The 26,500-nt window shown below is 62.0% G+C and carries 20 protein-coding genes and 1 tRNA gene; 13 read left to right on the top strand and 8 right to left on the bottom strand.

All coding sequences use genetic code 11. From position 1 onward, the window contains the following. The first annotated feature begins 590 nt into the window (after positions 1-590). Positions 591-1,169 (top strand): hypothetical protein, encoded by a 579-nt coding sequence (locus GFER_RS15400; RefSeq protein WP_052446487.1) that lies wholly within the window; start codon positions 591-593, stop codon positions 1,167-1,169. A 69-nt stretch (positions 1,170-1,238) separates the two neighbouring features. On the opposite strand, the gene GFER_RS15395 is transcribed toward GFER_RS15400, so the two are convergent. From GFER_RS15395 to GFER_RS15370, 6 genes are all read right to left on the bottom strand, one after another. Next, positions 1,239-1,314: transfer RNA gene (locus GFER_RS15395), tRNA-Ala, on the bottom strand. 40 nt (positions 1,315-1,354) lie between these two features. Then, entirely contained in the window at positions 1,355-3,640 is a 2,286-nt protein-coding gene (locus GFER_RS17940; RefSeq protein ID WP_052446486.1) for an ATP-binding protein, read from the bottom strand. 42 nt (positions 3,641-3,682) lie between these two features. Beyond that, a complete protein-coding gene (gene dksA / locus GFER_RS15385) occupies positions 3,683-4,039 on the bottom strand; it encodes an RNA polymerase-binding protein DksA (RefSeq protein ID WP_040100822.1) in 357 nt (118 codons plus the stop codon). A gap of 88 nt (positions 4,040-4,127) precedes the next feature. Then, entirely contained in the window at positions 4,128-4,649 is a 522-nt protein-coding gene (gene lspA, locus GFER_RS15380; RefSeq protein ID WP_052446485.1) for a signal peptidase II, read from the bottom strand. Positions 4,650-4,688: 39 nt separating this feature from the next. Beyond that, positions 4,689-7,463 carry an isoleucine--tRNA ligase gene (gene ileS / locus GFER_RS15375; RefSeq protein ID WP_040100821.1) on the bottom strand — a complete coding sequence of 925 codons (2,775 nt, stop codon included), beginning with the start codon at positions 7,461-7,463 and terminating at the stop codon, positions 4,689-4,691. A gap of 196 nt (positions 7,464-7,659) precedes the next feature. Then, positions 7,660-7,830, bottom strand: coding sequence for a DUF6290 family protein (locus GFER_RS15370; RefSeq protein WP_040100820.1), 171 nt, complete (start codon positions 7,828-7,830; stop codon positions 7,660-7,662). Positions 7,831-8,536: 706 nt separating this feature from the next. Here GFER_RS15370 and GFER_RS15365 point away from each other — a divergent pair. The 12 genes from GFER_RS15365 (at position 8,537) to GFER_RS15310 (ending at position 23,746) form a co-directional block, all read left to right on the top strand. Next, positions 8,537-9,064, top strand: coding sequence for a Na+/H+ antiporter subunit E (locus GFER_RS15365; protein ID WP_052446484.1), 528 nt, complete (start codon positions 8,537-8,539; stop codon positions 9,062-9,064). Further along, on the top strand, positions 9,057-9,341 hold the full coding sequence (locus GFER_RS15360; protein ID WP_040100819.1) for a monovalent cation/H+ antiporter complex subunit F: 285 nt from the start codon (positions 9,057-9,059) through the stop codon (positions 9,339-9,341). Before GFER_RS15365 ends, GFER_RS15360 begins: the two co-directional genes overlap by 8 nt. After that, entirely contained in the window at positions 9,331-9,633 is a 303-nt protein-coding gene (gene mnhG, locus GFER_RS15355) for a monovalent cation/H(+) antiporter subunit G (protein ID WP_040100818.1), read from the top strand. The genes GFER_RS15360 and mnhG overlap by 11 nt, the downstream gene beginning before the upstream one ends. Further along, on the top strand, positions 9,630-10,619 hold the full coding sequence (locus GFER_RS15350) for a hydrogenase subunit MbhD domain-containing protein (RefSeq protein ID WP_052446483.1): 990 nt from the start codon (positions 9,630-9,632) through the stop codon (positions 10,617-10,619). Before mnhG ends, GFER_RS15350 begins: the two co-directional genes overlap by 4 nt. Further along, positions 10,616-10,930, top strand: coding sequence for an NADH-quinone oxidoreductase subunit K (locus tag GFER_RS15345; protein WP_040100817.1), 315 nt, complete (start codon positions 10,616-10,618; stop codon positions 10,928-10,930). Before GFER_RS15350 ends, GFER_RS15345 begins: the two co-directional genes overlap by 4 nt. Then, positions 10,927-12,411 (top strand): complex I subunit 5 family protein, encoded by a 1,485-nt coding sequence (locus GFER_RS15340; RefSeq protein WP_040100816.1) that lies wholly within the window; start codon positions 10,927-10,929, stop codon positions 12,409-12,411. Before GFER_RS15345 ends, GFER_RS15340 begins: the two co-directional genes overlap by 4 nt. Next, entirely contained in the window at positions 12,408-13,907 is a 1,500-nt protein-coding gene (locus GFER_RS15335; RefSeq protein WP_040100815.1) for a proton-conducting transporter transmembrane domain-containing protein, read from the top strand. The genes GFER_RS15340 and GFER_RS15335 overlap by 4 nt, the downstream gene beginning before the upstream one ends. After that, positions 13,904-15,655: a complex I subunit 5 family protein gene (locus tag GFER_RS15330; protein WP_040100814.1), complete on the top strand. Its 1,752-nt coding sequence runs from the start codon at positions 13,904-13,906 to the stop codon at positions 15,653-15,655. The genes GFER_RS15335 and GFER_RS15330 overlap by 4 nt, the downstream gene beginning before the upstream one ends. Before the next feature lie 98 nt (positions 15,656-15,753). Beyond that, on the top strand, positions 15,754-16,341 hold the full coding sequence (locus GFER_RS15325; RefSeq protein WP_040100813.1) for a hypothetical protein: 588 nt from the start codon (positions 15,754-15,756) through the stop codon (positions 16,339-16,341). Between the two features lie 206 nt (positions 16,342-16,547). Then, positions 16,548-17,864 (top strand): ferredoxin reductase family protein, encoded by a 1,317-nt coding sequence (locus GFER_RS15320; RefSeq protein ID WP_040100812.1) that lies wholly within the window; start codon positions 16,548-16,550, stop codon positions 17,862-17,864. A 132-nt stretch (positions 17,865-17,996) separates the two neighbouring features. After that, complete coding sequence (locus GFER_RS15315) at positions 17,997-19,814, top strand: autotransporter assembly complex protein TamA (RefSeq protein WP_082048124.1); 1,818 nt, start codon at positions 17,997-17,999, stop codon at positions 19,812-19,814. Continuing rightward, complete coding sequence (locus GFER_RS15310) at positions 19,808-23,746, top strand: translocation/assembly module TamB domain-containing protein (RefSeq protein ID WP_040100810.1); 3,939 nt, start codon at positions 19,808-19,810, stop codon at positions 23,744-23,746. Before GFER_RS15315 ends, GFER_RS15310 begins: the two co-directional genes overlap by 7 nt. Here GFER_RS15310 and GFER_RS15305 read toward each other — a convergent pair. Both GFER_RS15305 and GFER_RS15300 read right to left on the bottom strand, forming a co-directional pair. Beyond that, positions 23,725-25,653 (bottom strand): transglutaminase family protein, encoded by a 1,929-nt coding sequence (locus GFER_RS15305; RefSeq protein ID WP_040100809.1) that lies wholly within the window; start codon positions 25,651-25,653, stop codon positions 23,725-23,727. The two genes, GFER_RS15310 and GFER_RS15305, sit on opposite strands and share 22 nt — an antisense overlap. Further along, positions 25,643-26,461, bottom strand: a complete 819-nt coding sequence (locus tag GFER_RS15300; protein ID WP_161807420.1) for a DUF58 domain-containing protein — start codon at positions 26,459-26,461, stop codon at positions 25,643-25,645. Before GFER_RS15300 ends, GFER_RS15305 begins: the two co-directional genes overlap by 11 nt. Positions 26,462-26,500 lie beyond the last annotated feature (39 nt).

The following is a 26,500-nucleotide window of genomic DNA, read 5'->3' as shown; positions in this document are numbered from 1 at the left end:
CACGGCCACCTGGGTGCTGCCGCGATTCATGTGGGTGGTTGCCTGCTGAATCGTTTCAAGAGAACCGCGGGCATTGGGAAAGAGCAGGCAGGGGGTTCAGGGCGCCGGCCTGGTCGGAATCGTTACGGCCCTCCTGAAGAAAAAACCTCAGAAATAGGGGCACAATGTGCCGCCAGACTCTTTTCGAGACGGGACTTTTGCGCTCCCGGCGCCCTCGGAAAAAAAATGGCCTGGCCGAATAACTTCGGCCAGGCCCAATACAATCACGGCAAACTTTCAGGTTAGATGAAATCTTCCCCCTCCCACCTTTTTCGAAGCCTTCAGACGCAGCCCCCCTCCTCGCGCGTCAAGCTCGAACAAAGTGCCGCAAACGCAAACAACCTTATATTTTTTCTGGACGTTTGCCTATCGGGAAAAATCTGATTTTGGGGGTGGTTTTTTCTGAAATTGCCCTCAGGAAATGGAGCATTGCCCCGGATTTTTTCCTAAGGATTTATCCTGTCTCTGCCGATAAGTGAGTGGGAATCTGTCCCTTGTGTTTCGAAACTGTTGGCGATTCTGTATATTTTGCACGGATGCGGAGGTAAACTATGGTCAAGGGAATCGAGAGTTCACCATTTTCCGGTTTGCAGAATGCTGCCGCAAAGGCCGAGGAAGCAGGCCGCGGCAAGCTCGACAAATTGCGCGAGAAGACACTGGAAAGTGCTTCTGCCGCAGGTTCTGGCGACAAGGTTTCCCTGGGTGGGGAAAAGCGGGCGGGCGATGTCTACAAGGCGGAAGCGACGCGCGCCGAGATGTCGCCGCAGTTCATGCTGCTGCGTGATCTGGTGGCCAAGACTTTGACAGAGCAGGGCGCGACGTTTAGCCTCTCTATCAATGGCGAGCAGAAGGGGATTGAAGATCTGTCCCTCGAAGAGGCCCAGGCTCTGGTTGCCGATGACGGCTATTTCGGTGTCGATCAGACTTCGCAGCGCATCGTCGATTTCGCCATCGGCCTGGCGGGCAATGATCCGAGCAAGCTCGATGAAATCCTTGCCGGTGTGGAGCGCGGTTTTCAGGAGGCAGCCCAGGCTTTCGGTGGATCGCTGCCGGATATCAGCTACAAGACCTACGATGCCATTCGCGAGAAGCTCGATCAATGGGTGGCGGGATTTGAAAAACAGGAATAACGACCTGAAATCTGTAGGAACGAACAAAACAGGCACTCACGCATTGCATCGTAAGTGCCTGTTTTTATTTGGTGGAGCTGAGGAGGATCGAACTCCTGGCCTATGCGTTGCGAACGCATCGCTCTCCCAGCTGAGCTACAGCCCCGAAAAAGTGTGCTCAATGTAGCCAAAAGGGGGAAGGCTTGTCAAGCTGGTAGATGGCGGTGACGGGTTTGCGGGAGCTGCAGGGTGAAGGTGGCGCCTTTTTCGTTGTTGACGACGGAGAACGTGCCGCGGTGATGCTCGACGATGCGGTGCGAGATGGGCAGGCCCAGGCCGGTGCCGGCGGATTTGGTGGTGAAGAAGGGGTTGAAGATGTTGCGCAGCACCTCGGGGGCGATGCCGCCCCCGGTGTCGGCGACTTCGACGGTGACTGCCGGGTCGCCGCGCAGAGTTGAAGGGTAGGCGCGCACGGTCAGGGTTCCGCCGGCGCTCATGGCGTCGCGGGAGTTGCTGAACAGATTGATGAGAACCTGACGCAGTTGGGTGTGATCCCCGACGATGGGGGGGATGTCAGGGTCGAGCTGCTGCACGATGGTGATGTCGGCCTCGGTCAGTTCCCGGCTGAGCAGGGTGAGGGCCGAGCCGATGACTTCGATGATGTTGCATTCGGCAAAGCACATCATGCGCCGTTTGGAAAAGGAGAGGATGTTGTTGAGCATCTCCTCGACGCGGCGTACTTCGCGGGCGATGATCTCGGCATAATCCCAGGCGCGCGTTTTCTCGGGCACCTGTTTGAGCAGGCGCTGGGCAAAACCGCCAACGCATACCAAGGGGTTTTTCAGCTCATGAGCGACCGAGGCGGCGAATTCGCCGAGCGTGGCGAGCTTTTCCGTTTGCAGGAGATTCTCCTGGGCGGCGCGCAACTCCTGGTGGGCGTTTTTGATCTGTTGCACGAGCATGGCGCTTTCCATGGCGACCCCGGCCTGATTGGCGAACAGCTCAAGGAAGCGACGATCAATCTGGTCGATGTGCAGTGCGTGAGTGCAGTTGTCGGTGACCAGAACTGCTAAAACACGGTCGCGGCCGCGCAGTGGAACGCAGATGTAGGTACCGAGTTTGAGATCGCCGATACCCGTGTGTTGTTCCGCACCGGCTTTCACCAGGACCACGCGTCCTTCGCGGGCCGCGCGGGCGACGGCGCTGTGTGGATCGTCCAGCGCCAGGCGCTGTTGTTGCACCAGGCGGCTCAGGGCGCATTTTTTCTGCTCCAACTGGATTTCTGGCGGCACCAGTGGTTGCGAAAGGTCGTATTGGGAGATCTGCGGCAACCAGGCATGTTTGCCGTTTTCCTGGGTGACGCCGAGCATGCCTTGGAGGAAGCGGCTGCGTTCGTTGATCATGAAAAGCATGGCGCGCTCGCAACCGGGGCCTTCGGGCAGCACGGTGACCGAGAGAATGAAATGGACCAGTTCGTCGAGGCCGCGGGTGCCGTGCATGGCGCGAGAGATGTGGTAGAGAAAAGAAATCTCGCGCAGCTTGCGGTCGTTTTCGCGGGAGACTCGCTCCAGGGTCTGCAGGGCCGAAATGCGCCCCCAGGCCTCAGCGACCTGCACGGCGAGATCGCAGAAGAAGGGTTGGTCGCCTTCCGGGGAAACCAGTGCGGGGGTGTCGGCGTCTTTGTTGAAAATGACCACCAGGGTGCCGAGTCTGTGCCCTTGAAACTCCAGTGGCAGGGCCAGGGTCGAAAAGGGCAGGCTCAGGTGCTGGAAGGGTTCTTGGTCAAAGTGATCGCGTCGCACGATGCGGCCCAGTTCCTGGGCCTCGCCGTGCAGGGCTGCGGTGAGTTGTTGCAGGCAGGCGCGGGCCGAGCGATAGTCGACGTCCATCTCGACCTGCGGAAGAGGGACGCCGCTGTCCGCGCCAAGGGGATGGACCGCGGCAAGCACTGCCTTGCCCTGGCGCACCAGGGCGCCGAGAAGTTCGGCCAGCATCTGATGGACGGTGGGCGCCTGGTTGATTCGTCGGCTGACTTCCGTGAGAAATTGCAGACGGGCGTTTTGCCGGCGTTCATGCTGGAGGCGGCGTTCGTTGAGGGCGAGAAAGATCAATTGTGCGCAGACCAGACGCAGATCGTTCTGCCAGGCGGCCAGAACATCGGGATGGGAGAGGCCGTGAAGGCCGAGGCGGCCCAGGAGACGACTGCCGTGGTTGAGGGGAAACACCAGGGTACCACCATCAAGCAGGGGATGCCAGCCCGGTCCCGGCTGAATGTCGGCCGAGTCCGGAGTTAGCGGCCCCGTGCCGGAGGAACGCAGCACCTGCGGCGGACTGTTTCGCTTAAGCCCGACAAGGCTGAGGGAGGCCTGGGAAATAGGCAGGCGGGAGGCGAGAACCTTGAGGATCTCCACGGCCTGGCGCGGAAAGTCCATATCCGTTTCGTCAAGAACCTGATGGATCCGGTGCAGCAGATCCTTCGTCTCACCGTCCATGCCATTACCTCGTGGCGGCCGGTCGCCCGACCGCGCGGTAAATCAGCCGATTTTTTCCTGACGTTCCTGCTCGGTCTTGCAGTCGATGCACAGAGTCGTGACTGGACGCGCGCGCAGCCTGGCTTCACCGATTTCTTCCTCGCAGCCTTCGCAGACACCGAACTCGCCGCTGTCGATGCGCTCGATGGCTTCGCGGATTTTTTTGATCAGCTTGCGCTCACGGTCACGGATGCGCAATTCAAAATTGCGGTCGGACTCCACCGTGGCCAGATCGGTAATGTCGGGCAGATTGCCTTTTTCGGTGGTCATCTCCGAAACGGTCTTCCCCGCCTCGCGCAGCAGTTCATTCAGTTGATTTTGCAGTATCTGGCGAAACTCTTCGGTTTTTCCTTCATCCATGTCAATTCCCTCACAATTTATGTTATTAGGGTATCTTAAGTTTCTGGCGCCGTGCTGTCAAGTTCATGCGCCGGGCGGCAGGCGCTGGCTACTTCCGCGATTGGGCGCTGCGCTGATCGGAACTTTCGTTGGTTTTCTTTTGTCTTTCCTCGCGCCACATGTCGATGAGCAGCATCACAACCCCAGCAGTGATGGCCGCATCGGCGACATTGAATGCCGGCCAGTGGTACTGGTACCAGTGAACATCAATGAAGTCGATGACTTCACCGAGGCGAATGCGATCAATCAGGTTGCCGACGGCGCCGGCCAATACCAGGGCCAGAGCTAAGGGCAGCCAGCGGCGTTGCGGTTCCAGGCGGGAAATATACCAGAGAATGCCGATTGCGGCTAGCGTGGCGACGGAAATAAAGAAAGGAATGCGCATGGCGCTGTCGGCGAGAATGCCGAACGCAGCGCCGGGGTTGCGCACATAGGTGATACGGAAAAAATTCTCGATGACGACCACCGACTCGTAAAGGGCAAAATTACGGTCGATGTAAATCTTGGTCAGTTGGTCGAGGGGCACCACCAGGACCAGGGTCGCCAGAAGAATGCGATATTTTATAGCCAAGAAAAAATCTCGTTTCTCAGGAGGCGGTCGGTTTGCGCTTCAGCTCAGCGCTTCCTGGCAGCGGTGACAGACTTCGGGGTGGGCGTCCCACTGGCCGACGCTGGTGGCGTAGTTCCAGCAGCGCGCGCATTTTTCGCCTTCGGCCGGGGTGATGGCGACCCTCAGGCCCGGAACGTTTTCACCGGCCACGCCGTCGCTGAGATGGTCGCTCAATTCCACCTGCGAGACGATAAACAGCGTCGGCAGCGCTTGTGCATAGCTGGAAAGAAGCTCCTGGTATTCGGCGGGGGCCGCGATCCGCACCCGTGCCTCAAGGGAGCCGCCGATGCGTTTTTCGTTGCGCGCCAATTCCAGGGCTTTGGCGACATCGGCGCGCACCTTGAGCAACCGCTCGTAGCGCGTTTCGAGATCGGCATCGACGAGGCTGGCCTCAAAACGCGGAAAACCGGCCATATGCACACTTTCTTCACGCCGTCCGGGCAATTCTCTCCAGATTTCGTCAGCGGTAAAGGACAGCACCGGGGCGATGAGCCGGGTCAGGGCGTCGAGAATGCGGTACATGGCGGTCTGCGCGCTGCGCCGTGCAAGGCTCTTGGGAGGAGTGATGTAGAGGCGGTCCTTGAGCACATCGAGATAAAAGGCGCTCATGTCAAGGGAGCAGAAATTGTGCACAGCGTGATAGAGCACATGGAACTCGTACTCGTCGTACGAGCGTTCCACGCGCGTGACCAGCCCTTCAAGGCGCGATAGGGCCCAGCGGTCGATCTCCAGCAAATCGCCGTCGGGGACGCTGTCGGCGGTGGGGTCGAAGTCGTGCAGGTTGCCGAGGATGTAGCGCGCCGTGTTGCGGATGCGGCGGTAGGCATCGGAGAGGCGTTGCAAAATTTCCTGGCTGATGCGGATGTCGTCGCGGTAATCCTGGGCGGCGACCCACAGGCGCAGGATCTCGACGCCATATTTTTTGATCACCTCTTCGGGGGCGATGACGTTGCCCATGGACTTGGACATCTTCTTGCCGGCGCCGTCGACGACGAAGCCATGGGTCAGCACCGCCTTGTAGGGGGCTTGATCGCGGGTGCCGACGGAGCATAGCAGCGAGGAGTGAAACCAGCCGCGATGCTGGTCGCTGCCTTCGAGGTAGAGATCAGCCGGTGCGCTGAGGTAGTCGCGTGCCTCGACGACGGCGGCAAAGGACACGCCCGAGTCGAACCACACATCGAGAATATCCATTTCCTTGCTGAAGCCCTCGTGCCCACAGGCGCCGCAACGGCTGCCGGAGGGCATAAGCTGCGCGGTCTCCCACTCGAACCAGATGTCGCTGCCATGCTGCTCAAACAGGTCGGCGACATGGTGCATGGTCGGACCATCGGCCAGCGCTTCGCCACATTTTTCGCAGTAAAACACAGTGATCGGCACCCCCCAGCTGCGCTGGCGGCTCACACACCAGTCGGGACGGTTTTCGATCATGCCGAAAATGCGTTCGCGGCCCCAGCGCGGAATCCACTGGACGTCGTTGATGTGCTCCAGGGACTTGCTGCGCAGGTCGTTGGCGTCCATGGAGATGAACCATTGCTCGGTGGCGCGAAACAGAATGGGTTTTTTGCAGCGCCAGCAGTGCGGGTAACTGTGGCTGACCTTGCCTGCTTTGAGCAGCGCGCCGACTTCTTCAAGCTTGGCGATCACCGCATCATTGGCGGCAGGCACTTTGAGACCGCCGAAGAATTCAAGGTCTTCGCGATAGCGGCCGTAGTCGTCAACCGGATTGTAGATGTCGAGGCCGTACTTGCGACCGATGATGTAGTCGTCCTGTCCGTGGCCGGGGGCGGTGTGTACGCAGCCGGTACCGGCCTCCAGGGTGACGTGGTCGCCGAGGATGATGAGGCTGTCGCGTTCGTAGAAGGGGTGGCGGCAGGCGCGGCCCTCGAAATCGCCTGCGGACAGGATGGCGCTGACCTGAAAATCGCCGATGCCGGCTTCCTTCATAACCGCTTCGACCAGGCCCTCGGCTATCACCAGACGCTCGTCGCCGATGTCGACCGCCGCATAGGGCAGATCCGGATTGAGGCAGACCCCGAGATTGGCGGGAAGGGTCCAGGGCGTGGTGGTCCAGATGACGAAGGAGAGGGGCTTGTCGGCCAGTTTCTCCAGCCCGGCGGGCAGTTCTCCCCGGTAGGGGAACTTGACGTAGATGGTCGGGGAGCTGTGGTCGGCATATTCGACTTCCGCCTCGGCCAGGGCCGTGACGCAGGAGGCACACCAATGAATGGGCTTTTTGCCCTTGTAAAGGTTGCCGCGCTCAGCAAAGCGTGCCAGTTCGCGAGCCGTGGCGGCTTCATAGCTCCTGTTCATGGTCAGATATGGGTTGTCCCACTCCCCCAGGACGCCCAGGCGCTGAAATTCCTTGCCTTGAATATTGACCCAGGTGTCGGCGTAGGTTCGGCACTCGCGGCGGATATCGGCCTTGCTCAGCTCCTTTTTGCGTGAGCCGAGTTGCTGGTCGACCTTGAGTTCGATGGGCAGGCCGTGACAGTCCCAGCCGGGCACGTAGGGAGCGTAAAAGCCCTGCATGCGGCGGCTCTTGATGACGATGTCCTTGAGAATTTTATTGAGAGCGTGACCGATGTGGATGTGCCCGTTGGCGTAAGGGGGGCCGTCATGCAGTGTAAAGCGCGGGCGACCGGCGCCGGCCGCCTCGATCTTTTCATAGAGCCCGATGTCCTGCCAGTGCTGAAGGATTTCCGGTTCGCGCTTGGGCAGGTTGCCGCGCATGGGGAAATCGGTCTGGGGCAGATTGAGGCTCTCTTTGTAGTCCATGCTGTGTCATCTCCCGGCAAGGTCGAAAAAATCGAAGCCCACAAGGTAGCAAAAACCGTGATTATGTCAAGGGAAAAGGGCTGCCGGAGGCTGCTGGCGGGAGGCGGGCGGAGGCGGAAAAAGGGGTCGCGGGGAAGAGGCGAGTGGGGGGCTCACCTCTTCCCCGCGACGGCTATGGGGTGGGGCGTTGTTTGAATCACGCCTGGGGACGGTCGTGGGTTTCTTCAAGCAGATTGAGGCTGCGCCGCAACAGGGTTGAAATGCTGGTGCCGTGAGATTTGGCGATTTCCTGCAGGGCTTCCATTTCCTGGTCGCTGATCCGGCACGAGATGATGTAGCGCTTGGGGTTTTCAACCGACTTTCCCATGATTATGCTCTCCTTTTCTGATTAGTGTTTCTGAGCTGCAAGCTCGGATGTGTCAATTTGTTACGTATACACAATGCAGGGCGAATGCCAAATTTCGATTATTTTCAATAAAAAATAAAAAAAACAATAAAAGCAATGTCTTGCATGTGTGAACGATAGTGGTGGGTGAAGCGGGAGCGGCTTGAGAGTGGGACGTTTTTACACATTCTTCCGCAATGTGAGACAAAACGAAGCAGGTGGTGTGTCAGGGGTGGCACGCCTGCGCAGGTGTGCCGGTCCGGCAAGGGCGCAAGCGGGCGTGGGGCTGCGCCGATTTCGTGCCGCAAGGGAGGGCAGACGCGCCGTTTGTGCTCTGCGGCGCGGCACCTTTCCGCGATTCTTGCAGCCCCGCTACCCATCGCGCATACGGGGACGGGTATGCGGAGGGTTTGAATGTGTGTGTCAGTCGTGACACAGGTTCTGTGCCGGACGGCAAAGAGGTTTTCGTGTCGACCAGAACGACCGCCGGAGCAAGCGGGCGTTCCTTGCGTGCTGCCAAACCTGTCTCTATACTCTCTTTGCGCACTAAATAAATAGCAACCGATGACAACTGACAACTGACAACTGACAACTGAGGAACTGAGGAACTGAGGAAGTGAGGAAGTGAGGAAGTGAGGAAGTGAGGAAGTGAGGAAGTGAGGAAGTGAGGAAGTGAGGAAGTGAGGAAGTGAGGAAAAAAAAACGGGAACCAAAAAATCCGGCCGGCGGATGGCCGCGCGCGCTGCTCGGACGGCTTGCCGTTTTTGCCCTGCTGTGGTGGGTGTTGACGGATGGAGCGGCTGACGCCTGGGTGATCGGAGCAGGGGTGATCCTGCTCGCCGCGGGGGTGTCTCTGGCGTTGCGCCAGCCTTGCGCCTGGGGGCTGAGCCTCGGGGGAGTTCTGCGTTTTGTCCCGTTTTTCTGTCTGCAATCCGTGCGTGGCGGAATCGACGTGACACGCCGCGCCTTTTCGCCAAGTCTGCCCCTGGAACCGCTGTTGTTCGTATATCCTCTGCTGCTGCCGCCGGGTACGGCGCGCATTTTTCTGCTTAATACCGTTAGTCTGCTTCCCGGAACTCTGAGCGCCGATCTGCGCGGTGATCAGTTGGTGGTACACGGTCTTGATGGTACTCTGCCGCTGTCCAGGGATTTGCAGCGTCTTGAGTCATATGTGGCGGCCCTGTTCGGGCTGCGTCTTGGAGGTAGAGATGGCTGAACTTTGTCTGGGCCTGGCTCTGTTGTTGCTGTTGACCATCGTCGCCGGACTGGTGCGGGTGCTGCGCGGGCCGACGGCTGCCGACCGCATGCTTGCCGCGCAGCTCTTCGGCACCACAGGAGTGGCTATCCTGTTGCTGCTGGGGCAGGCGACGGGGCTCTCGGCCCTGTGGGACGGGGCGCTGATTTTTGCTTTGCTGGCCGCCATAGCGGCAGTAACCTTCGTGCGCTGTGCCTGGCCCCAAGAAGCGAAAGAGGGAGAAACGCATGGAGGTTAGGGAATTGCTGGGCGCCGTGCTGTTGCTGACGGCGGTGCCCTTTTTTCTGGCCGGAACTCTCGGGCTGTTGCGTTTTCCTGATGTCTTCTGCCGCCTGCATGCCTTGACCAAGGCCGATAATCTCGGCCTGGGTCTGATTGTGCTCGGGCTCATGGTGCAGGCGCGCTCCTGGCAGGCGGCGGCGAGCCTGTTTTTGACCTGGTTGCTGGTACTGTTGGCGGGGGCGACGGTTGCCCATCTGATTGCACGCAAGGCCCTGGCCGATGGTCAGCGCCCCTGGAGCCGTTCATGAGCGGGCTCGGCATGCTGTTTGATGTGGTGCTGCTGGCTACCCTGGTGTGGCTGGCTTGGCGGCTTCTGGCCAGCGCCGATCTGTTCAAGGCGGTGGTTTTGTTCATCGCCTTTGGTCTGTTGCTGGCCCTGGCCTGGGCGCGGCTCGGCGCCCCGGATGTCGCCCTGGCCGAGGCGGCCATCGGCGCCGGCATTACCGGTGCCCTGCTGTTGGTCGCCCTGCGTCGTCTTGGGCCCGAGACCCTGGGGATGCGGCGCCATGCGCCGACCATCGGACAGCGTCTTTCGGCAAAAACTTTGATCGGGCTCGCGGCGTTCGTTGTTGCCTTTATTCTGGTGCGGGCCTTAGCCCTGCTGCCGGCGTCGGCTTCGGGGCTTGCTCCCCGGGTCGCTCAGGAGATGGTGCAAAGCGGGGTGGCACACCCGGTGACGGCGGTGTTGCTCAATTTTCGCGGCTTTGACACCTTACTCGAGGTGGCGGTGTTGGCCTTGGCGGTGCTCGGCATCTGGTGTCTGAGTGAAGCGCCGGTTTTCGCTCCGGCGGAGCCGGACTCCCCGGTTTTGCTTGGCTTGGCGCGCATTCTCTTACCGTTGCTGGTGATCGCCGGTGGTTATCTGCTGTGGCTTGGCAGTCAAGCACCTGGGGGCGCTTTTCAGGCCGGTGCCTTGCTGGCTGCGGCTGTGGTGCTGGGGTTGCTGGCCGGATTTGTTTTGCCGCGGCGCTGGAGCGGCCTGCCGCTGCGCCTGGTGTTGACGATGGGTTTTGTGGTGTTTCTGGGGATCGCCGCGGCGCCGCTGCTGCTGGGCGGACTGCTGCTGGAATATCCGCGGGGCTGGGCCAAGTTCTTCATCCTGACGGTTGAAACTCTGCTGAGCGGATCCATCGCCGCGGTCCTTGCCGTGGCGGTGATCGGTGGCCGTCCGCCGGAGGTCGGCGCGGACTATCCACCGACCCCGGAAGATACCTCCTCAGGGGGGGCGGCATGAGCGTCTCGCTCCTGTATGCCGCAGGCGGTCTGGTCCTGTTTTGCCTGGGGCTTAATGCGATTTTTGTGCGCGTGCATCTGCTGCGCAAGATTCTTGCCGCCAATGTCATGGGCAGCGGGGTGTTCATGGTATTTATCGCCCTGGCGGCACGGGTTCCCGGCGAGGGGGCCGATCCGGTTCCCCATGCCATGGTGCTGACGGGCATCGTGGTGGCGGTCTGTTTTACCGCTCTGGCGGTGGCACTGGCGGTGAGAATTGAACAGCTCAGCGGCCGCTCGCGCTTGCCGCGCAAGGGCGAGGAGGGGGCATGAGCCTGTTGCTCGGCGAGCCCTGGAGCGCCTGGGCGATTGTGACCCCTATGTTTGCGGCCACAGCTGCGTTCCTGCTGCCGCGCCAGGCGGCCCGCGTGGGCCTGGCTGCGGCGTTGGTGGTGCCCCTGATGGTGGCGGCCGTGGTGCTGCAGGTGCATACCCTGGGCTCCCAGTCCCATGTCGTGGGTGGTTGGGAGCCGCCGCTGGGCATCGCGTTGCGCACCGACGGTCTATCCCTCATGCTGCTGGTGGCGACCGCGCTGGTGGGACTGGTGGTCAGCCTCTATGCCCTGGGTTATTTCGCCGGAGGTGTGCATGAGCCGCAAAAACGCAGATATTTCTGGCCCCTGTGGATGTTTTTGTGGGGGGCCTGTAATGCCCTGGCGGTTTCCGGGGATCTTTTCAATCTCTATGTGACTCTGGAAATGGTGACCTTGGCGTCCGTCGCGCTCACCGCCATGGGTGGCGGTATCGCCGCCCTGAGCGCGGCCATGCGCTATCTGCTCAGTGGTCTGGTCGGTTCCCTGGCCTACCTGCTGGGAGTGGCGCTGCTCTATGGCGCCTATGGCACCGTTGACCTGGCGCTGCTCGGCCAGGTGGTCAGCGACGATGGCCTGGGGCGCGCCGCCCTGGCGCTGATGGTGAGCGGACTGCTGCTCAAAACGGCCCTCTTTCCCCTGCATTTCTGGCTGCCGCCGGCCCATTCCATGGCACCGGCGCCGGTCAGTGCCCTGCTCTCCGCGCTGGTGGTCAAGACCTCTTATCTCATTTTGCTGCGCTTGTGGTTCGAGGTTTTCCCGGCGGTGGTGACCCCGGCCATGGGCCAGCTGCTCGGCGGATTGGGCGCGGCGGCGATTCTCTGGGGGTCACTCATGGCCCTGCGCCAAGAGCGGCTTAAGCTGTTGGTGGCTTATTCCACCGTGGCGCAGTTGGGCTACCTGTTTCTGGTCTTCCCCCTTGCTCAAGGGGAGGCGACGGCGACGGCCTGGGCCGGAGTGGTGTTCTTCGTGCTCGCTCATGCCTGCGGCAAGGCGGCCATGTTTCTGGTCGCGGGTACCATCTACCATACCGCCGGCCATGACCGTATCGCCTATCTGGCCGGCGCCGGTGGGCCCCTCGGGGTCCAGGTGGTGGTATTTGCCCTGGCGGCGGTCACCATCATCGGCTTGCCGCCAAGCGGCGGCTTCATGGCCAAATGGATGCTGCTCAATGCCGCCATCGTCAGCGGCCAATGGTGGTATCTGGTGGTCATGGCGCTGGGCAGCCTGTTGGCCGGTGCCTATGTCCTGCGCGTACTGAGCTGGGCCTTTCTGGATGTGCAGCGCACCTTCTATCCGACTCTGGCCTGGACTCTGCGCTGGCCGCCCCTGGCCCTGGCCCTGGTTGCACTGCTGCTGGGCCTGGTGGCGTTCATGCCGGTGCATCTGGCCCTGATCGATGCGCCGACGGCGGGCCCGGTGCTGTTGGAGGTGCGGCCGTGAATCTCGACGCCCTGTTGCTGCTCGCCATCCTGGCGAGCTCCCTGATTCCGGGACTGATCATTTTTGGCCTGCCCGAAGAGCGCCACCGGCTGCGCACCATCCTCAATCTCTCCGGTGCTTTCGTCAAACTGAGCCTGGTGGGGGTCCTTTTTCTCGGCGTTTATACGGGGCACAGCTATGCGTTTCGCCTGCCGTTGCTGCCGGGGATGGATCTGGTGCTGCACGCCGACGCACTGTCGTTGCTGTTTATCGTGCTTTCGGCGTTTCTCTGGTTTGTGACCACCGTTTATGCCGTCGGCTACTTGGAGGGTTCGCCCAACCGCAGCCGTTTTTTCGGCTTTTTCAGCCTGTGCGTTAGCGCCACCACCGGCATCGCCCTGGCTGGCGATCTGATCACTTTCGTGATTTTTTACGAAATGCTGACCATCTCCACCTTTCCCCTGGTGGTGCATCGTGGCACACCGGAAGCGCTACGCGCCGGACGCATTTATCTGGCCTATACTCTCAGCGGCGGTGTTCTGCTGTTGGTGGCGACTGCCTGGCTGCGGGTTTTGGCGGGGCCTTTGGATTTCGCTTTGACCGGGGTTCTCGGCGGGCTTGATGCCGCGCTGCACCCGACCTTGCAGTTTCTTTTCCTGTTGCTGATCATCGCCCTGGGGGTCAAGAGCGCTCTGGTGCCCCTGCATTCCTGGTTGCCCACCGCCATGGTGGCGCCCGCGCCGGTCAGCGCTTTGCTGCATGCGGTGGCGGTGGTCAAGGCCGGCGCCTTTGGCATCGCGCGGGTGGTCTACGATGTCTACGGCATCGGCTTTGCCTTGGAACTGGGCGTACTCATGCCCCTGGCCGTGGTGGCCGCAGTGACCATCGTCTACGGCTCGGTGCGCGCTCTTTTTCAGGACGATCTCAAGCGGCGACTGGCTTTCTCGACGGTCAGCCAGGTGTCTTACATCGTGCTCGGTGTCGCCATCGCCAGTCCCCTGGCGACCATCGGAGGACTGGTGCATCTGGTGCATCAGGGCATGATGAAGATCACCCTGTTCTTCTGTGCCGGAAATCTGGCCGAGACTCTCGGCATTCACAAGGTCAGCGAGATGGCCGGAGTCGGGCGGCGCATGCCCTGGACACTGGCGGCCTTTACCCTGGCGGCGCTGGGCATGATCGGGGTGCCGCCCATGGTCGGCTTTATCAGTAAATGGTATCTGGCTCTCGGCGGACTTGAGGCGGGGCAGTCCTGGGTGGTGGCTTTGCTGGTGGTGAGCACCCTGCTCAATGCCGCCTATTTTCTTCCCATTTTGTACACCGCCTGGTTCGGTGTACGGCAGCAGCCCTGGCCCCATGAAAACTTGGGCAACGCTCATCGCGAAACCACCTGGGCTTTGCTGCTGCCGCCCCTGGTCACGGCTGCGCTGGTGGTACTGCTCGGGGTGCTGGCCAGCGCTCCTTTAAGTCCTTTGCAGTGGGTGCAACTGATTGCTGCACGGGAGTATGGCTTATGACGGGAGCCGGGCTCGCACAGGTGGGGTTGCTGCCCCTGGTGCCGCTGCTGCCGTTGGTGTTGCTGACGGTCCTGTGGTTTCGCCGCTGTACGGCGACGGCGTTGCGTCTGGTGCCCTGGGCACCGCTGCCCGGGTTGCTGTTGGTCCTGCTGCCGCCAAGCGAGGCTGTTTTTGAACTGCCCTGGATGTTGTTGGGCGGCAGCCTTGGGCTGGATCCGGCCGGGCGTCTCTTTCTGTTTCTTTTCTCGCTGCTGTGGATGGCAGCCGGCCTCTATGCGCGCGGCTATTTACGGGAGGATCCGCGACAGAGGCGCTTTTTTGCGTTTTTTCTGCTGGCCATGTGCGGCAATTTGGGCATGCCCATCGCCCGCGACATGCTCGATTTTTATCTGTTCTTTGCCATGATGAGCTTCTCCGCCTACGGCCTGGTGGTGCACGACAGCAGCGAGTTTGCCTTGCGCGCCGGGCGCATCTATCTCTACCTGGTGCTGGTGAGCGAAGTGGTATTGTTTGTCGCCTTGGTGCTGGCGGCACAGGCTGGCCAATCCCTGGCATTGGCCGATGCGGCTGTGGCGATTGCCCTGGCCCCCGAGCGCAATCTGATTATGGCCCTGCTGTTGGTGGGTTTCGGTATCAAGATGGGGGTCGTGCCCCTGCATGTGTGGCTGCCCCTGGCGCACCCGGCGGCCCCGATTCCCGCCAGTGCGGTGCTCAGTGGGGCCATGATCAAGGCGGGGCTGCTCGGGTTGCTGCGTTTTCTGCCCCTGGGTGAGGTTGCCCTGCCCGGATGGTCTCTGGTGTTTATTCTGCTGGGGCTGGCCATGGCCTTTTTCGGAGTTCTGGCGGGGTTGGCACAGCATCAGGCCAAAGCGGTGCTTGCTTATTCCAGCATCAGCCAGATGGGTTTTCCCCTGCTCGGCCTGGGGCTTGCCTTGGCGGCTCCGCAAAGCTGGCCGCTGCTGGCGCCGGTGATCCTGCTCTATGCCCTGCATCACGGCCTGGCCAAAGGCGCCCTGTTTCTCGGCGTGGGCATGGCGGGGGAGTTGACGGTAAGCACCAGGCGCCGGTACCTGGTTCTGGGAGGCCTGCTTTTGCCGGCCCTGGCCCTGGCTGGCGCGCCTCTGACCAGCGGTGCTCTGGCCAAAGGCGCGCTCAAGCCCCTGGTATCCATGGCACCGGGTGGTTGGGCGGAACTTTTGCCTTGGTTGCTGTCCCTGGGCGCCATTGGAACCACCCTGCTCATGGCGCGTTTTCTCGCGGTACTCTGGCCGCGGTCCGCCGCCCGCCAGGCCCCGCGGCCCCTCATGTGGTCGGGCTGGGGCCTGCTGATTCTGGGCGTGTTGCTCTGCCGCGACGGCCGGCTTCCGGATTTCATCGGCGTCACCGCCACCCCCGGTGGTTTTTCCTACGGGCTTTGGGATGCTCTGTGGCCGGTCGCAGTCGGCGCGCTGGTGGCTGCCGCCGCCTGGTTGCGTCTGCCACGACGGGGAGGCGAGGCCGCGGCCTTGCTGCCCCCTGGTGAGCTGTTGCTTGTCCTGCGCAAATTCATGCAGCCTCTGACACAGTTGGCGCGGCGGCTGCACGTTGATGTTCTGCCGCGACGGTTGAAATGGCGCGCGCCGCCCGGTGTCCGGTGGCACAATCTGGCCCTGCTGCTATCGCTGCACGAAGCCGAACAGGCCCTGCGGCGTCTTCCCACGGCGGGGTTGGTGTTTCTGATTGTCTTGCTTTTGCTGCTAACTTTGTGAAATTATGCTCATCCTTCGGTTCGCTCTCTTGATTGCTGCGGTCCAACGCAGCAGGTTCCCGAGCAGCTAATTCTCGTGTACAAGGATGACTTGTTTCTATGCGTGTGTTTTTTTGGAATTTCCTGCTTGCGGCAATCCTGACCCTCAGTGTTCTCCCCGCGGGAGCGGCGGCCGCCCAAAAAGAGTATCCCTGGTCGCTGGTCGGCTATGGGGCGGTTTACACCCCGGATCGACTTAAGGATATTTTCTTCAACCGCCATTCCTACGAAGATTCCTATTTGGCCGCCCTGGCCATAAACCGCGAATTCGCGCGCACCGGACCCTCTCTTGCCTGGGAAGGCGAAGGACAGCTCGTCAAACATTTTGGACGCCAGGAGCACTGGGAGTACAACGCCCTGGTGGTCGCACGCTGGCATCGCTTTCCCTGGAATCACCGCGTGGCGACCTCGCTGGCGGTGGGCGAGGGGATTTCCTGGGCAACGCGCAAACCCAAACTTGAAATCCGCGACGACAGAAATGTCTCGCAACTGCTCAACTACCTGCTTTTCGAGCTGACCTTGGCAAAGCCGCAAAGCCGCTGGTACTGGAGCGGGCGCATTCACCACCGCTCCGGAGTGTTCGGCCTCTACAACGGCGTGCGCGGCGGCTCCAATTTCGTCGGGATGGGCACCGGATATCGTTTTTAAACGCAGGCTTCCCACCCTCCTTTGTTGAAGACTTCCTCTGATTGTCTATACTTATGTTCTGACTGCTCCCTCCGGCTGCGGTTGGTCCTGGTCGCATTCTCGGTGTTCGTGCGGGTCGAACTGGAAAAAATTATCTTCCGCCGCTTCTACAGTGAGAAATAGTCTCATTGCAGATCGCGGACCACGGACAAAGGACAGCCTTTACCATGCATCAATATCTGCGCGCAGCCTTCTGGATTCTGGTCTATCTGGCATTAGTGCTGACGCCCCTCTTTGTCCTGCTGATCGGGCCAAGGCCCCTCGCCGGGGGCTTCTGGGTCGATCTGTCCCTGGCGCTGGGTTTTGCCGGCACGGCCATGATGGCGGTCATGTTCCTGCTTACTGCCCGTTTTCAACGCGCCACGGCCCCTTTCGGCATTGATCTCATCTATTATTTTCATCGCCTGGCCTCCATCGGCGCCTTCATTTTTATCCTGTTGCATCCTTTGCTTCTGGTGGTGCGCGATCCCGCCCTGCTGGGAGCCATGCATCCGGCCGTCATGCCCTGGCATCTGTGGGCTGGGACGGTCTCTTTTGCCGCGCTGGCGGCCCTGATGATCACTTCGCTGTGGCGCAAACAACTGCGCATTCATTACGACGAGTGGCGGGTGGCGCACATGCTGCTCGCCGTGGCGGCACTGGTGCTGGCGGTGGCGCATATCGCCGGGGTTGCTCATTACAGTGCGCTTTCATGGAAAAGTGGGCTCTGGCTGCTTATCGCCCTGAGTTGCGGGGCAACCATCGTTTATGTGCGCCTCGTCAAGCCTCTGCAGATGCTGCGTCGTCCTTGGCGGGTGGTGGAGGTCATCGAGGAGCGCGGCAGTTCCTGGACCCTGGTGGTGCGCCCCGAGCGTCACGCCGGGTTTCGCTTTCTGCCCGGTCAGTTCGCCTGGCTGACCCTGTGGAGTTCGCCATTTGCCATGAAGGAGCACCCATTTTCCATCTCCTCCAGCGCCGAAGCGGTACGCGAGGTGCAGTTCACCATCAAGGAGTTGGGGGATTTCACCAGCCGCATCGGCCGGGTCAAGCCGGGCACACGGGTGTATCTCGACGGCCCTTACGGCACCTTCAGTATCGACCTGAGCCGGGCGCCGGGCTATGTGTTCATCGCCGGCGGGGTGGGCATCGCTCCGGTCATGAGTATGTTGCGCACCCTGGTTGATCGTGGCGACCGCCGCCCCTTGCAGTTGTTTTATGCCTACCACACTTGGGAGCGCCTGACGTTTCGCGAGGAGCTTGCGCAGCTCAAGGAACAGCTGGACCTTGAGATCGTCTACGTGCTCAGTGAGCCGCCGCCCGATTGGCAGGGCGAAACCGGCTATCTCAGCGAGGAAATTTTTGCTCGGCATCTGCCTGCCGATCGCGCCGCGCGCGAGTGTTTCATCTGCGGCCCTACGCCCATGATCAGGGTCGCGGAGCGGGGGCTTGCGCGCCAAGGCGTACCGCCCACCCACATTCATTCGGAACTGTTCGATCTGGTCTGACTCTTCGGGCCCGGGAATTTTTCAGGGGTTCTCTATCATGCGTCTATTATTTGCTAAATTGCTGGCTTGGGCCAGCACCGCGCTGATTTTGTTACTTGCGATCGTTTTTGCCCTGCTGCAAAATTCTTGACCATGGGCGTATGGGTAATCATGGGGGCGTTAGCGCGCCGAGAAGATCGGCCAGGTCCAGGCGGTGCCGCATGCTGGTTTGCGGCGCTGGTTCTGTTTCTGGCGCTAGGTGTGGTACGCGAGGCGCAAGCTTTGCCCTATTCCGAGGTAAGGGTGCAGATAAGAGGCGTCGAGGGAGCCGTTCTTGAAAACGTCGAAGCGGCGCTCGAACTGCCGCCGGGCTTGGTGCGCGACGGACGGGTGAACGAATTGTGGTTGCGGCGTTTCGAGCGCGGTATTCCAAAACGCGTAGAAACAGCACTGCAGCCCTTTGGTTATTATGAACCACGGATTCAGGTCGAGCGTCTGCCGGAAAACCGCCGCCTGCTGCTGCGGGTCAGTATCCAGCCTGGCGTGCCGGTGCGGGTCGTGGGCCGGCGTCTGCGTATGGAGGGCGATCCGCCTCAGCGTTTGCGCCGGCGCTTGAATGAGTTCCCCTTGGCGCCCGGCGAGGTGCTGCGCCACGATCTCTACGAGAACGCCAAGGCGCAACTCAAGAGCCTGGCGGTGGATCTGGGTTATCTCGATGCGGAATTCTCTCTGGCGGTGATCCGCGTCAACCGTGAACAGCGCACTGCCGAAATCGAGATGGTTTTCGATCCCGGCCCCCGCTATCATTTCGGCGAGGTGACACTGACCGGCAATCATCGCTATCCCGAGAAATTTCTGCGCCGCCACCTGGCTTTTAGCGCCGGCGAAGTCTTCTCTTTCGACAAATTGGGCCAGACCCAGCAGAATTTCTTCGACTCTGATCGTTTTTCCGGCGTGATGATCAATCCGCGCATTGAAGAGGCGCAGAACCACCTGGTGCCCATCGAAATCGACCTCGAACCCTCGGCGCCGCGTCGGTTACGCCCGGGTATCGGTTTCGGCACCGACACCGGGGCGCGCTTCACACTGAATTTTCAGGATGTCAATGTCGTGCAGACCGGCCACGAACTGGGCTTGAGCGGCATGCTCGCCGAGCGTCAGAAACAGGCCAACGTGCGCTATATCCTGCCCAGCCACCGCAATATGAGAAGCATGGTTGCGCTGCGGGCCGGTTACCAGGAAGAGGATCTGAAAACTTACGATACCCGCTTCTATTTTGCCGAGGTCGAGCGGATCTACGGGTGGAGCAGGAATCGGCAGGGAACGATTTTTCTGCGTCTGCAACAGGAAGATTCAAATATCGGCGGCGAGGACATTTCTTCGCGTCTCGTCATGCCGGGGGTGCGCTATTCCCAGATGCGCTTCAACGATCCCATTCGCCCAACCCGCGGCTATCACTTACAGGCCGAGGTGCGCGGCACCCATGACAACCTGGGTTCGGACGTTAAGCTGCTGCAGTTTCTGGGCAATCTCAATTTTCTCATCCCCCTGCCGTTTGATACCTTTCTGCATCTGCGCGGCCAGGGTTCCACCACCAACCAGAGTGACGAGATAGGGGAAATTCCCGCCTCGCTGCGCTTTTTCACCGGTGGCGACCGTTCGGTGCGCGGTTATGGCTATCAGACTCTGGGGCCCACCGATGATCTGGGCAATGTGATCGGCGGCAAGCACCTGCTGGCGGGCAGCATTGAGTTGGAAAAGCGTTTTGCCGACAGCAACTGGGCGCTGGCGGCTTTTTACGATACGGGCAACGCCTTTGACAGTTTTACCGACTTTCGGCTGGCACGCGCCGCCGGCGGCGGGGTGCGCTATTATACGCCGGTGGGGCCGATCAAGGTCGATGTGGCCCGCCAGATTGATGAGCCTACGCCTTCATTTCGCCTGCATATCGGGATAGGTTTGGGATGGTAACGCGCATTCTCAAATATGCCTTGCTGATATTCGTGGTTCTTGGTCTGGGATTGCTCTTGTGGGCCGGGCACTGGCTGCTGCGCACGCCCGAGGGCGTGCGCTGGACTTTTGCCGCGGTGTCGCGCTGGACCCCGGCGGAGCTGGAGGCTGAAGAAATCGAGGGGCGCCTGTGGGGTGATTTGCGCCTGCGCAATGTGCAGGTGGCCTGGCCGGGCGGCGAGGCGCGCAGCGATGCGCTGCGGCTGCGCTGGCAACCTCGCGAACTGGCGGCTTTGCGCCTGGTCGTGCACGAACTTGATCTGGGACACCTGGAGATTCTCTGGGATGCCGCCGATAAGCCCGAGCCGCGGCCCGCTGAGCCCGAGCCTGTGCATCTGTCCTGGCCGGAAGTGGAAGGTACGGCGTTGCGCTTTGCGGTGCAGGTGGTGCGGCTGCATGCCGCCCAGGTGAGTTTCGGCGCGCGTGGAACGTCGCCCCAAGTGTTGCGCGACCTGGAAGTCGCTTTGGGGTGGCGTGAGGGCGAGGTGACCGTGGAAGGCCTTGGGGTGAGTGGTGCTTTCGGCCGAATCGAGGGGGATCTGCGCGCCTTGCTGACCGAGCCGCGTCTGGCCGCCGAAATCCACTGGCAGGGACCCCAGGCGGCAGTCGAGATCGACGGCGCCCGCCTGTCGTTGGATTTGAGCGAGGCTTCCGGCCTGGTGGTGGAAGGTCCTTTCACCCTTAGCCTGACGGCCTCTGACGCTCCGCATTTTTCCGCCAAAGGTCGCATGGAGTTGGCGGAGATGGGTTTGCGTCTGGCGGATCTGCAACTGGCGCGCGCCGCGGCGCCGGATCGCATCCGTGGCTGGGCCGCAGTCGACTGGAGCGAGGTCGCGCCCCAGTTCAGCACACACCTGCAAATCGAGCGGCTTAATCTGGTCTCCGAACTCGACCAGCCGACCGATATTTCCGGCACCCTGGAGGCGCGGGGCGATCTGCAGGCCTATGAGGGGCGCATCCAGTTGCGCAATGCTCGCGCGGGCTGGGAAGGTGTCGAACTGTCCGCGCTGGTCAGCGGCAGCGCCGAGGATTTAAAGCTGCGCGAAATTGAGGCGCACTGGCTCGCCGGCATCCTGACGGGTGAAGTCGCCATGCACTGGCGGGACGGCTTATTCCTCGATGCCTGGCTGGAGGGCGCAGGCCTTGATCCCGCCGTGGTCGAGGGCGCTCCTCAGGGGCTCATGAATTTTGACGTGGAGGCCGCGCTGCGTCTGCCTGCGGGCGAGGCATTGAGTGTCACCGCCGCCGGACGTCTGCGCGAAAGCCTGTTGCTGGAGCGGGCCCTCGCGGGAAGTTTCGACCTGAGTTGGATCGGGGAAGACCTGCATCTGCATGCCCTGGAATTGCAGGGTGAGGGGATAGAGCTCGAAGCCGCCGGGCGACTCAGTGAAGAGCTGCATTTTGCCGCAGTCGTGGAGAATTTCGCGGCATTGCTGCCGAATCTGGAAGGCAGCGCCCGCGCCGACGGCCGCGTGGTGGTGCGCGATGGCCGCGCGGGTGGAGAAATCCGCGCCTCGGGGGCGGATCTGGCCCTGGACGAGCTGCGTCTCGCCGGCTGGCAACTCGATGCCGAGCTGGCGGATCTTGAAGCCCCTGTACGTATCAGTATCAGCTTGACGGACCTGCGCCAGGGCGATCTGCGCCTGCGCGAGGTCGAGGCCAACCTGGTAGGGCTGCTCGAAGAGCACTCTCTGGCATTGCGCGCTGACTGGGGCACCGGGTGGATGAACGCCGAGGCGCATGGGGGCTGGGTCGATGCCGCCTGGCGCGGCGAAATCGCCAGTCTGCATGGCCATGAACGCGGCCTGGGAGCCTGGCGGTTTGTGCAGCCCACCCTGCTCAATGCCGGTGCCGCGCGGCTGGAACTTTCCGGGTTGGCGCTGGCGGCCGAAGCCGGAGGGGTCTTGCGCCTCGATGGGGACTTTGACCCCCAGGAGTTTAGCGGATTTTTAGAGGGGTCCTGGCGGGATTTCAACCTCGAGCTTCTCAACCCCTGGCTGCCGGACATGCAGTTGGCCGGGGCAACCACTGGCGATGTGGACGTGCGCATCCATTCGGCCGAGCGCCTCGATGTGTTCGGCGAACTCGACTTATTCGCCCAGATCGCCCTGGAAAAAGCAATCATCGAGGTCGAGCAGGCCGCTCTGGAACTGGCGTGGGATGGCCAGGGCCTGGCGGCGCGCGCGCAGGTAAGCGTTACGGATGCCGGAGCGTTGCGCCTGCAACTGACCTCCGACCAGCCAGGGGCACCGCGTCTCCCGGCCCGGGGCCAAATGGAGGCGGACTGGAGCGGCGTCGAACTTGCCGACCTGGCTGACCGAATGCTTCTGCCCCTTGATCTGTGGGGGGCGTTGGGCGCCGAAATGGCGGGCGGCTGGGATGCGGATCTGAACCTTGATCTCGGCGGTGCGGTGCGCGTAAATGAGGGTGGTTTGCGCTGGCGCGACGAGGATGGTGAAATTATCGCCGCCCTGCAAACCGCCGATCTCACTTGGCATTGGCGGGGCGAGGATCTGCGCGGCGAACTCGATCTGCGCCTCGCCGATTACGGCGAGCTCCTCGGCGATTTTCGCCTGCCCCTGCCGGCCCGTTTGCCGACCGCCCTCGACGAGACAGCTCCCCTGCAGGCTGCACTGCGATTGCAGGTGCGCGAACATGGGCTGCTGGCAACCTTCCTGCCGGGGCTGGCGGATGAGACCGCGGGCGAGGTCCGCGCCGATTTGCAAATTGGAGGCAGTTGGCTGAGTCCTGAGCTCAGCGGCAATTTTTCCCTGACCGATGCCGGTGCGATCCTGCCCGCCACCGGAATCGGTCTGCGCGAACTCGAGCTGCACGGCGAACTCGATGGGCAGCAGGTGCGCATTACCTCTTTCGGTGTGCGCTCCGGTCCGGGGCGCCTTGATGGCAGCGGCATCGTGCATTTTGACGGCTGGAACTTCGCATCTTTCAATGCGCGGCTTGCCGGGCAAAATTTTCAAGTGGCGGATTTGCCCGAACTTGAAATCCGCGTCAATCCCGATTTGCGACTTGAGGGCGGACTGGATCGCCTTCTCGTCGGCGGCGAGGTGCGCATTCCTCTGTTTATCGTCACCGGTTGGCAGGCGCGCACTCCCGTTTCGCCCAGCGCCGATGTGGTGTTCGTCAACGGCGAGGAGCTTGAGCCGCAACAGGATCTGCCCTTCGATCTGGATCTCAATCTGCGCCTGGTGCTGGGCGAGAGCGTGGTGATCAAGCTCGCCGGCCTCGATGCGCGCCTCGGCGGGGATCTGACCCTGACCACCTCAGAGCGCAACGCTATCATCGGGAGTGGTGAAATTCGCGTCGTGCAGGGCCATTACGCAGCCTACGGACTACGGTTGCCGATTACGCGCGGGCGGCTGTTTTTCCCCGGCGGACCCGTGGAGCGGCCGACCCTCGACATCCTTGCCCTGCGCACGGTGGGTGAGGTGCGTGCCGGGGTGCAGGTCAGCGGTACCCCCCAGGTGCCGGTGGTTCGCCTTTACTCGGAACCCGGCATGCCTGATACCGACATCCTTGCCTACATTGTCCTCGGTCGTCCGCTGGGCGCCGGTCAGGGCCAGGTGGACGCCCTGATGCTGGCGGCCGGAGCTCTGCTGTCGCAAGGCGAATCGGCGGCGATGCAGGATAAGCTGCGGCGGCGGCTGGGTATCGATGTCTTCGAGGTGCAGGCGGGCAATGGCGAGGTCGAGGCCGCCATGGTAACCATCGGCAAGTACCTCACGCCCGATCTCTACATCAGTTTCGGCCAGTCGCTGTTCGGCCAGGGCAACGTCGCGCGAATGCGCTACAGCCTTACCGAGAAATGGCAGATCGAATCACAACTGGGCGAAGTCAGTGGCGCCGATCTTTTTTACCGTCTTGAATTCCGTTGAGTGCGGCGCTTCAGGGTGCGTAGCAGATTTTTGAGTTCGCCGCGCTGTGCGCGACTCAGGGGCTGTTCACCGTAGAGGGCGGCAGCAAAGATGTCGACAAATTGCCGCGCCGCCGGATCCCCAAGGCGCGCGGCGATCTCGTAGAGGCCGAGATGGGGCGGCAACCGGCGCAGGCCGAGGCGGCGTCGGGCGTGAGCAAAAAAGCCGCGTAGCAGCGGGTCGACGCCTGGTGTGCGGTGGCGGATGAATTGAATCGTGCCCGCGGCGGCCAGGGTTGCCAGAAGCGCCCCGGCACCCCAGCGAATCAGTTCGTCGGACCGCGGTGGCGATTCCTGAAGGCTGCGGCGGGTATGGCGCACTGCCTGCAACTGGCGTTCGAGGTCGAAGGTAAGCAGGGTCACCGACCAGAAGTGCTCCAGGGTATCAAGGGCCATGCGCAGCGACAGCCGCCAGCCCTCGCCCAGGGGCGCGCGCAGCGCGCTTTCGTAGTTGACGGCATAGATAGACGGATCCAGGCGCTCCCATCCCACGCCTTCACGCAGGACCTCCACCCAGACATGAGCGCGGTTTTCGCGCACCAGATAGTAGCCGCCCATCTCATTGTAATCGCCCCCGTAAAAGCCTCCCACCAGGCGCGCGGGAATTTCGCCCAAGCGCAGCAGCACGGCAAAGGCCGAGGCGAAGAACTCGCAATGGCCGGTGCGCTCTTCAAGGAGAAAGCGGCTCAAGGGATCGCTGCCGGTGGGCAGATTGCTGGTGGCATAGCGAAATTCGCCTTCGGCAAAAAAATTGCGCAGGCGTGAAAGCCGTTCTTCGGGAGCGACGGCGTCGCCGAAAATTTCCGCCGCCAGACGGCGCAATTGCGGGGCGAGATCCTCAGGCAATTGCAGATAAAAGTCGCGCTCGACAGCGCTTGGGGTTGCCAGTACCCGGCTGAGGACCGAGACGGCCTCATAGCTGAGCCGTTGTGCGCTGCGCCGGCGTCCGCTGAAAACCAGATCCGTGGTGGTTTCGTGGGTCAGACCCTGGATCGACAGGGGAGCGTCGAGGGCAAAGATCACCTGCTGTGGACTGGGTTCGGGAAAGATGCGCTGCGTCACATTGGGTCCGGCGGCGGGCTGCTCCCGCTGGGTACGGGGCGGCGCGCTCCGCACCCAGGCCTGGCCGTCGAACTGATTGAGTACCGTGCCGCGCCAGTAAAGATCCTCGGCGGCTATGGGCGCCATTTCCGCGCGCAGCACCAGGGCGTTGCCGCCGGCGATGGCAGGGGATGCTCCCGGCTGCACCCGTTCGGTGTAGCCGGCTTTGGCCTGGCCCTGCTGGTTGAGAACATTCCACAAGGGAACCTGCGCGCGGGGCAGTATCAGAAACAACGCGGCCGCCAGGGGCAGGGCGAGGCTCGGCAAGAGCAGGCCGGTGCCGAGCAGACTGCGCCATTGCGCGCGCGTCAGGCGCAGGTCGGGTTCGCTGCGCAAGAATGTGAGGAGCACCAGCGCCAGGGCGACGGCGATAAATTGAATCGCCAGGTAGAGAGCAAAGCGGGGCGAGAGATCAAACAGCGTTGACCCGGCCAGGGCGAACAGGGCGAGAATGTAGCTTTGCAGCAGGTGGCGCGGGGATTTTTCCCCCAACAGGCGCAGCCCCAGGAGCAGGATCAGAATGTTGACGGCGGGCACCAGGTGGGTGCGGTCGAGCTGCGGCAAATAAGCGGCAAAGGCCGCCAGACCCGCAAGATTTGCCGCCCAATTCGGCATCCGCCGCAGACCGCGCACTTCGCATACGACCGCCAGGCCGAGCATCAGTGGAAAAGCCAGCAGGGGCAGAGCATCGAGGTGCGGTGCCAGGGCCAGATAGCCGAGCAGAGCAATCAGGCCGGTGAGGGTGTGAAGAACGGTTTTAAGCCGCATCGTACAAAGCCAGTTCGCGCAACAGGCGCAGCCGGTGACGACGGCCGCGCCCCGGCGCCAGGGTCTGCGCGCCGATCTGCAGCCCCAGGGGACGGCCGCTGCGCCACCATAGGTTGATGAGATAGACCGCGTTGCCCAGGCGCTCTTCGAGGGTTGCGCCCGGACAGTCCTCAAGTCTGACCCACAGCGGGCGGGCAGCCGTCGCGGCGAGTTGCTTGACCTTGACCGCATCGTGCCGCGCGCTCTGTTTCCAATGGATCAGCTTGAGGGGCTCACGCCCGCTGTAGTCGCTGACCGCCAGCAGGTCGCCGTCGTGGCCGTGGCGCGAGGTGCCGGCTTCGCCGCGTGAGCGCTGTGCCTGGCTGGACGTGGGCGTTGCGCAGGGTACCGGGTGCGGCAAAACGATCAGGTCCCGCTCCAGGGGCAGCCAGGCGCTGCGTTGGAAAAAACCCACCGGGAAGGGCGAACTCAGGCGCAGGCCGTCGATGCGCCGGCGTCCGCGTGCGGCAAAGTTTAGGCTCAGAGATTGTTCATCCGCAGCCTGAGGGTCAATGACGCTAAAATGGGCGTTGTTTCCCTCCAGACGCGCCGTCAGGAGAAACCGCGCTCGCCGGCGGCGGTTTGTCAGGCTCAGTATGGCGCTGGTCGGTACCCCGGCGTAAATCTCCTCGGGCAGGGTCAGCTGCGCTGCGAGCCCGATTAGATTGGCGCGGCCGAGCACACCGGAGACGATAAGCAGTCCGAGCAGGGCCGCAACCAGCAGATACAGCAGATTGTTGCCGGTGTTGACAGCGGCCAGGCCCAGCACCAGGGTGACGGCGATATAGAGGCTGCCGGCGGGGGTCGG

This window comes from Geoalkalibacter ferrihydriticus DSM 17813 (genome assembly GCF_000820505.1).
Classification (GTDB): domain Bacteria; phylum Desulfobacterota; class Desulfuromonadia; order Desulfuromonadales; family Geoalkalibacteraceae; genus Geoalkalibacter; species Geoalkalibacter ferrihydriticus.
The sequence above is the reverse complement of the archived record's forward strand: the minus strand, read 5'-3'. Positions and strand labels throughout refer to the sequence as shown.

Bases quoted from the DNA above. Each gene is read 5' to 3' on its own strand.
- dksA (WP_040100822.1), bottom strand. From the start codon at position 4,039: ATGGATGAAGGAAAAACCGAAGAGTTTCGCCAGATACTGCAAAATCAA.
- GFER_RS15305 (WP_040100809.1), bottom strand. From the start codon at position 25,653: ATGCGGCTTAAAACCGTTCTTCACACCCTCACCGGCCTGATTGCTCTG.
- GFER_RS15325 (WP_040100813.1), top strand. From the start codon at position 15,754: ATGCGTGTGTTTTTTTGGAATTTCCTGCTTGCGGCAATCCTGACCCTC.
- GFER_RS15340 (WP_040100816.1), top strand. From the start codon at position 10,927: ATGAGCCTGTTGCTCGGCGAGCCCTGGAGCGCCTGGGCGATTGTGACC.
- GFER_RS15320 (WP_040100812.1), top strand. From the start codon at position 16,548: ATGCATCAATATCTGCGCGCAGCCTTCTGGATTCTGGTCTATCTGGCA.
- mnhG (WP_040100818.1), top strand. From the start codon at position 9,331: ATGGAGGTTAGGGAATTGCTGGGCGCCGTGCTGTTGCTGACGGCGGTG.
- GFER_RS15400 (WP_052446487.1), top strand. From the start codon at position 591: ATGGTCAAGGGAATCGAGAGTTCACCATTTTCCGGTTTGCAGAATGCT.
- GFER_RS15350 (WP_052446483.1), top strand. From the start codon at position 9,630: ATGAGCGGGCTCGGCATGCTGTTTGATGTGGTGCTGCTGGCTACCCTG.
- GFER_RS15310 (WP_040100810.1), top strand. From the start codon at position 19,808: ATGGTAACGCGCATTCTCAAATATGCCTTGCTGATATTCGTGGTTCTT.
- GFER_RS15345 (WP_040100817.1), top strand. From the start codon at position 10,616: ATGAGCGTCTCGCTCCTGTATGCCGCAGGCGGTCTGGTCCTGTTTTGC.
- GFER_RS17940 (WP_052446486.1), bottom strand. From the start codon at position 3,640: ATGGACGGTGAGACGAAGGATCTGCTGCACCGGATCCATCAGGTTCTT.
- ileS (WP_040100821.1), bottom strand. From the start codon at position 7,463: ATGGACTACAAAGAGAGCCTCAATCTGCCCCAGACCGATTTCCCCATG.
- GFER_RS15360 (WP_040100819.1), top strand. From the start codon at position 9,057: ATGGCTGAACTTTGTCTGGGCCTGGCTCTGTTGTTGCTGTTGACCATC.
- GFER_RS15370 (WP_040100820.1), bottom strand. From the start codon at position 7,830: ATGGGAAAGTCGGTTGAAAACCCCAAGCGCTACATCATCTCGTGCCGG.
- GFER_RS15315 (WP_082048124.1), top strand. From the start codon at position 17,997: ATGGGCGTATGGGTAATCATGGGGGCGTTAGCGCGCCGAGAAGATCGG.
- GFER_RS15330 (WP_040100814.1), top strand. From the start codon at position 13,904: ATGACGGGAGCCGGGCTCGCACAGGTGGGGTTGCTGCCCCTGGTGCCG.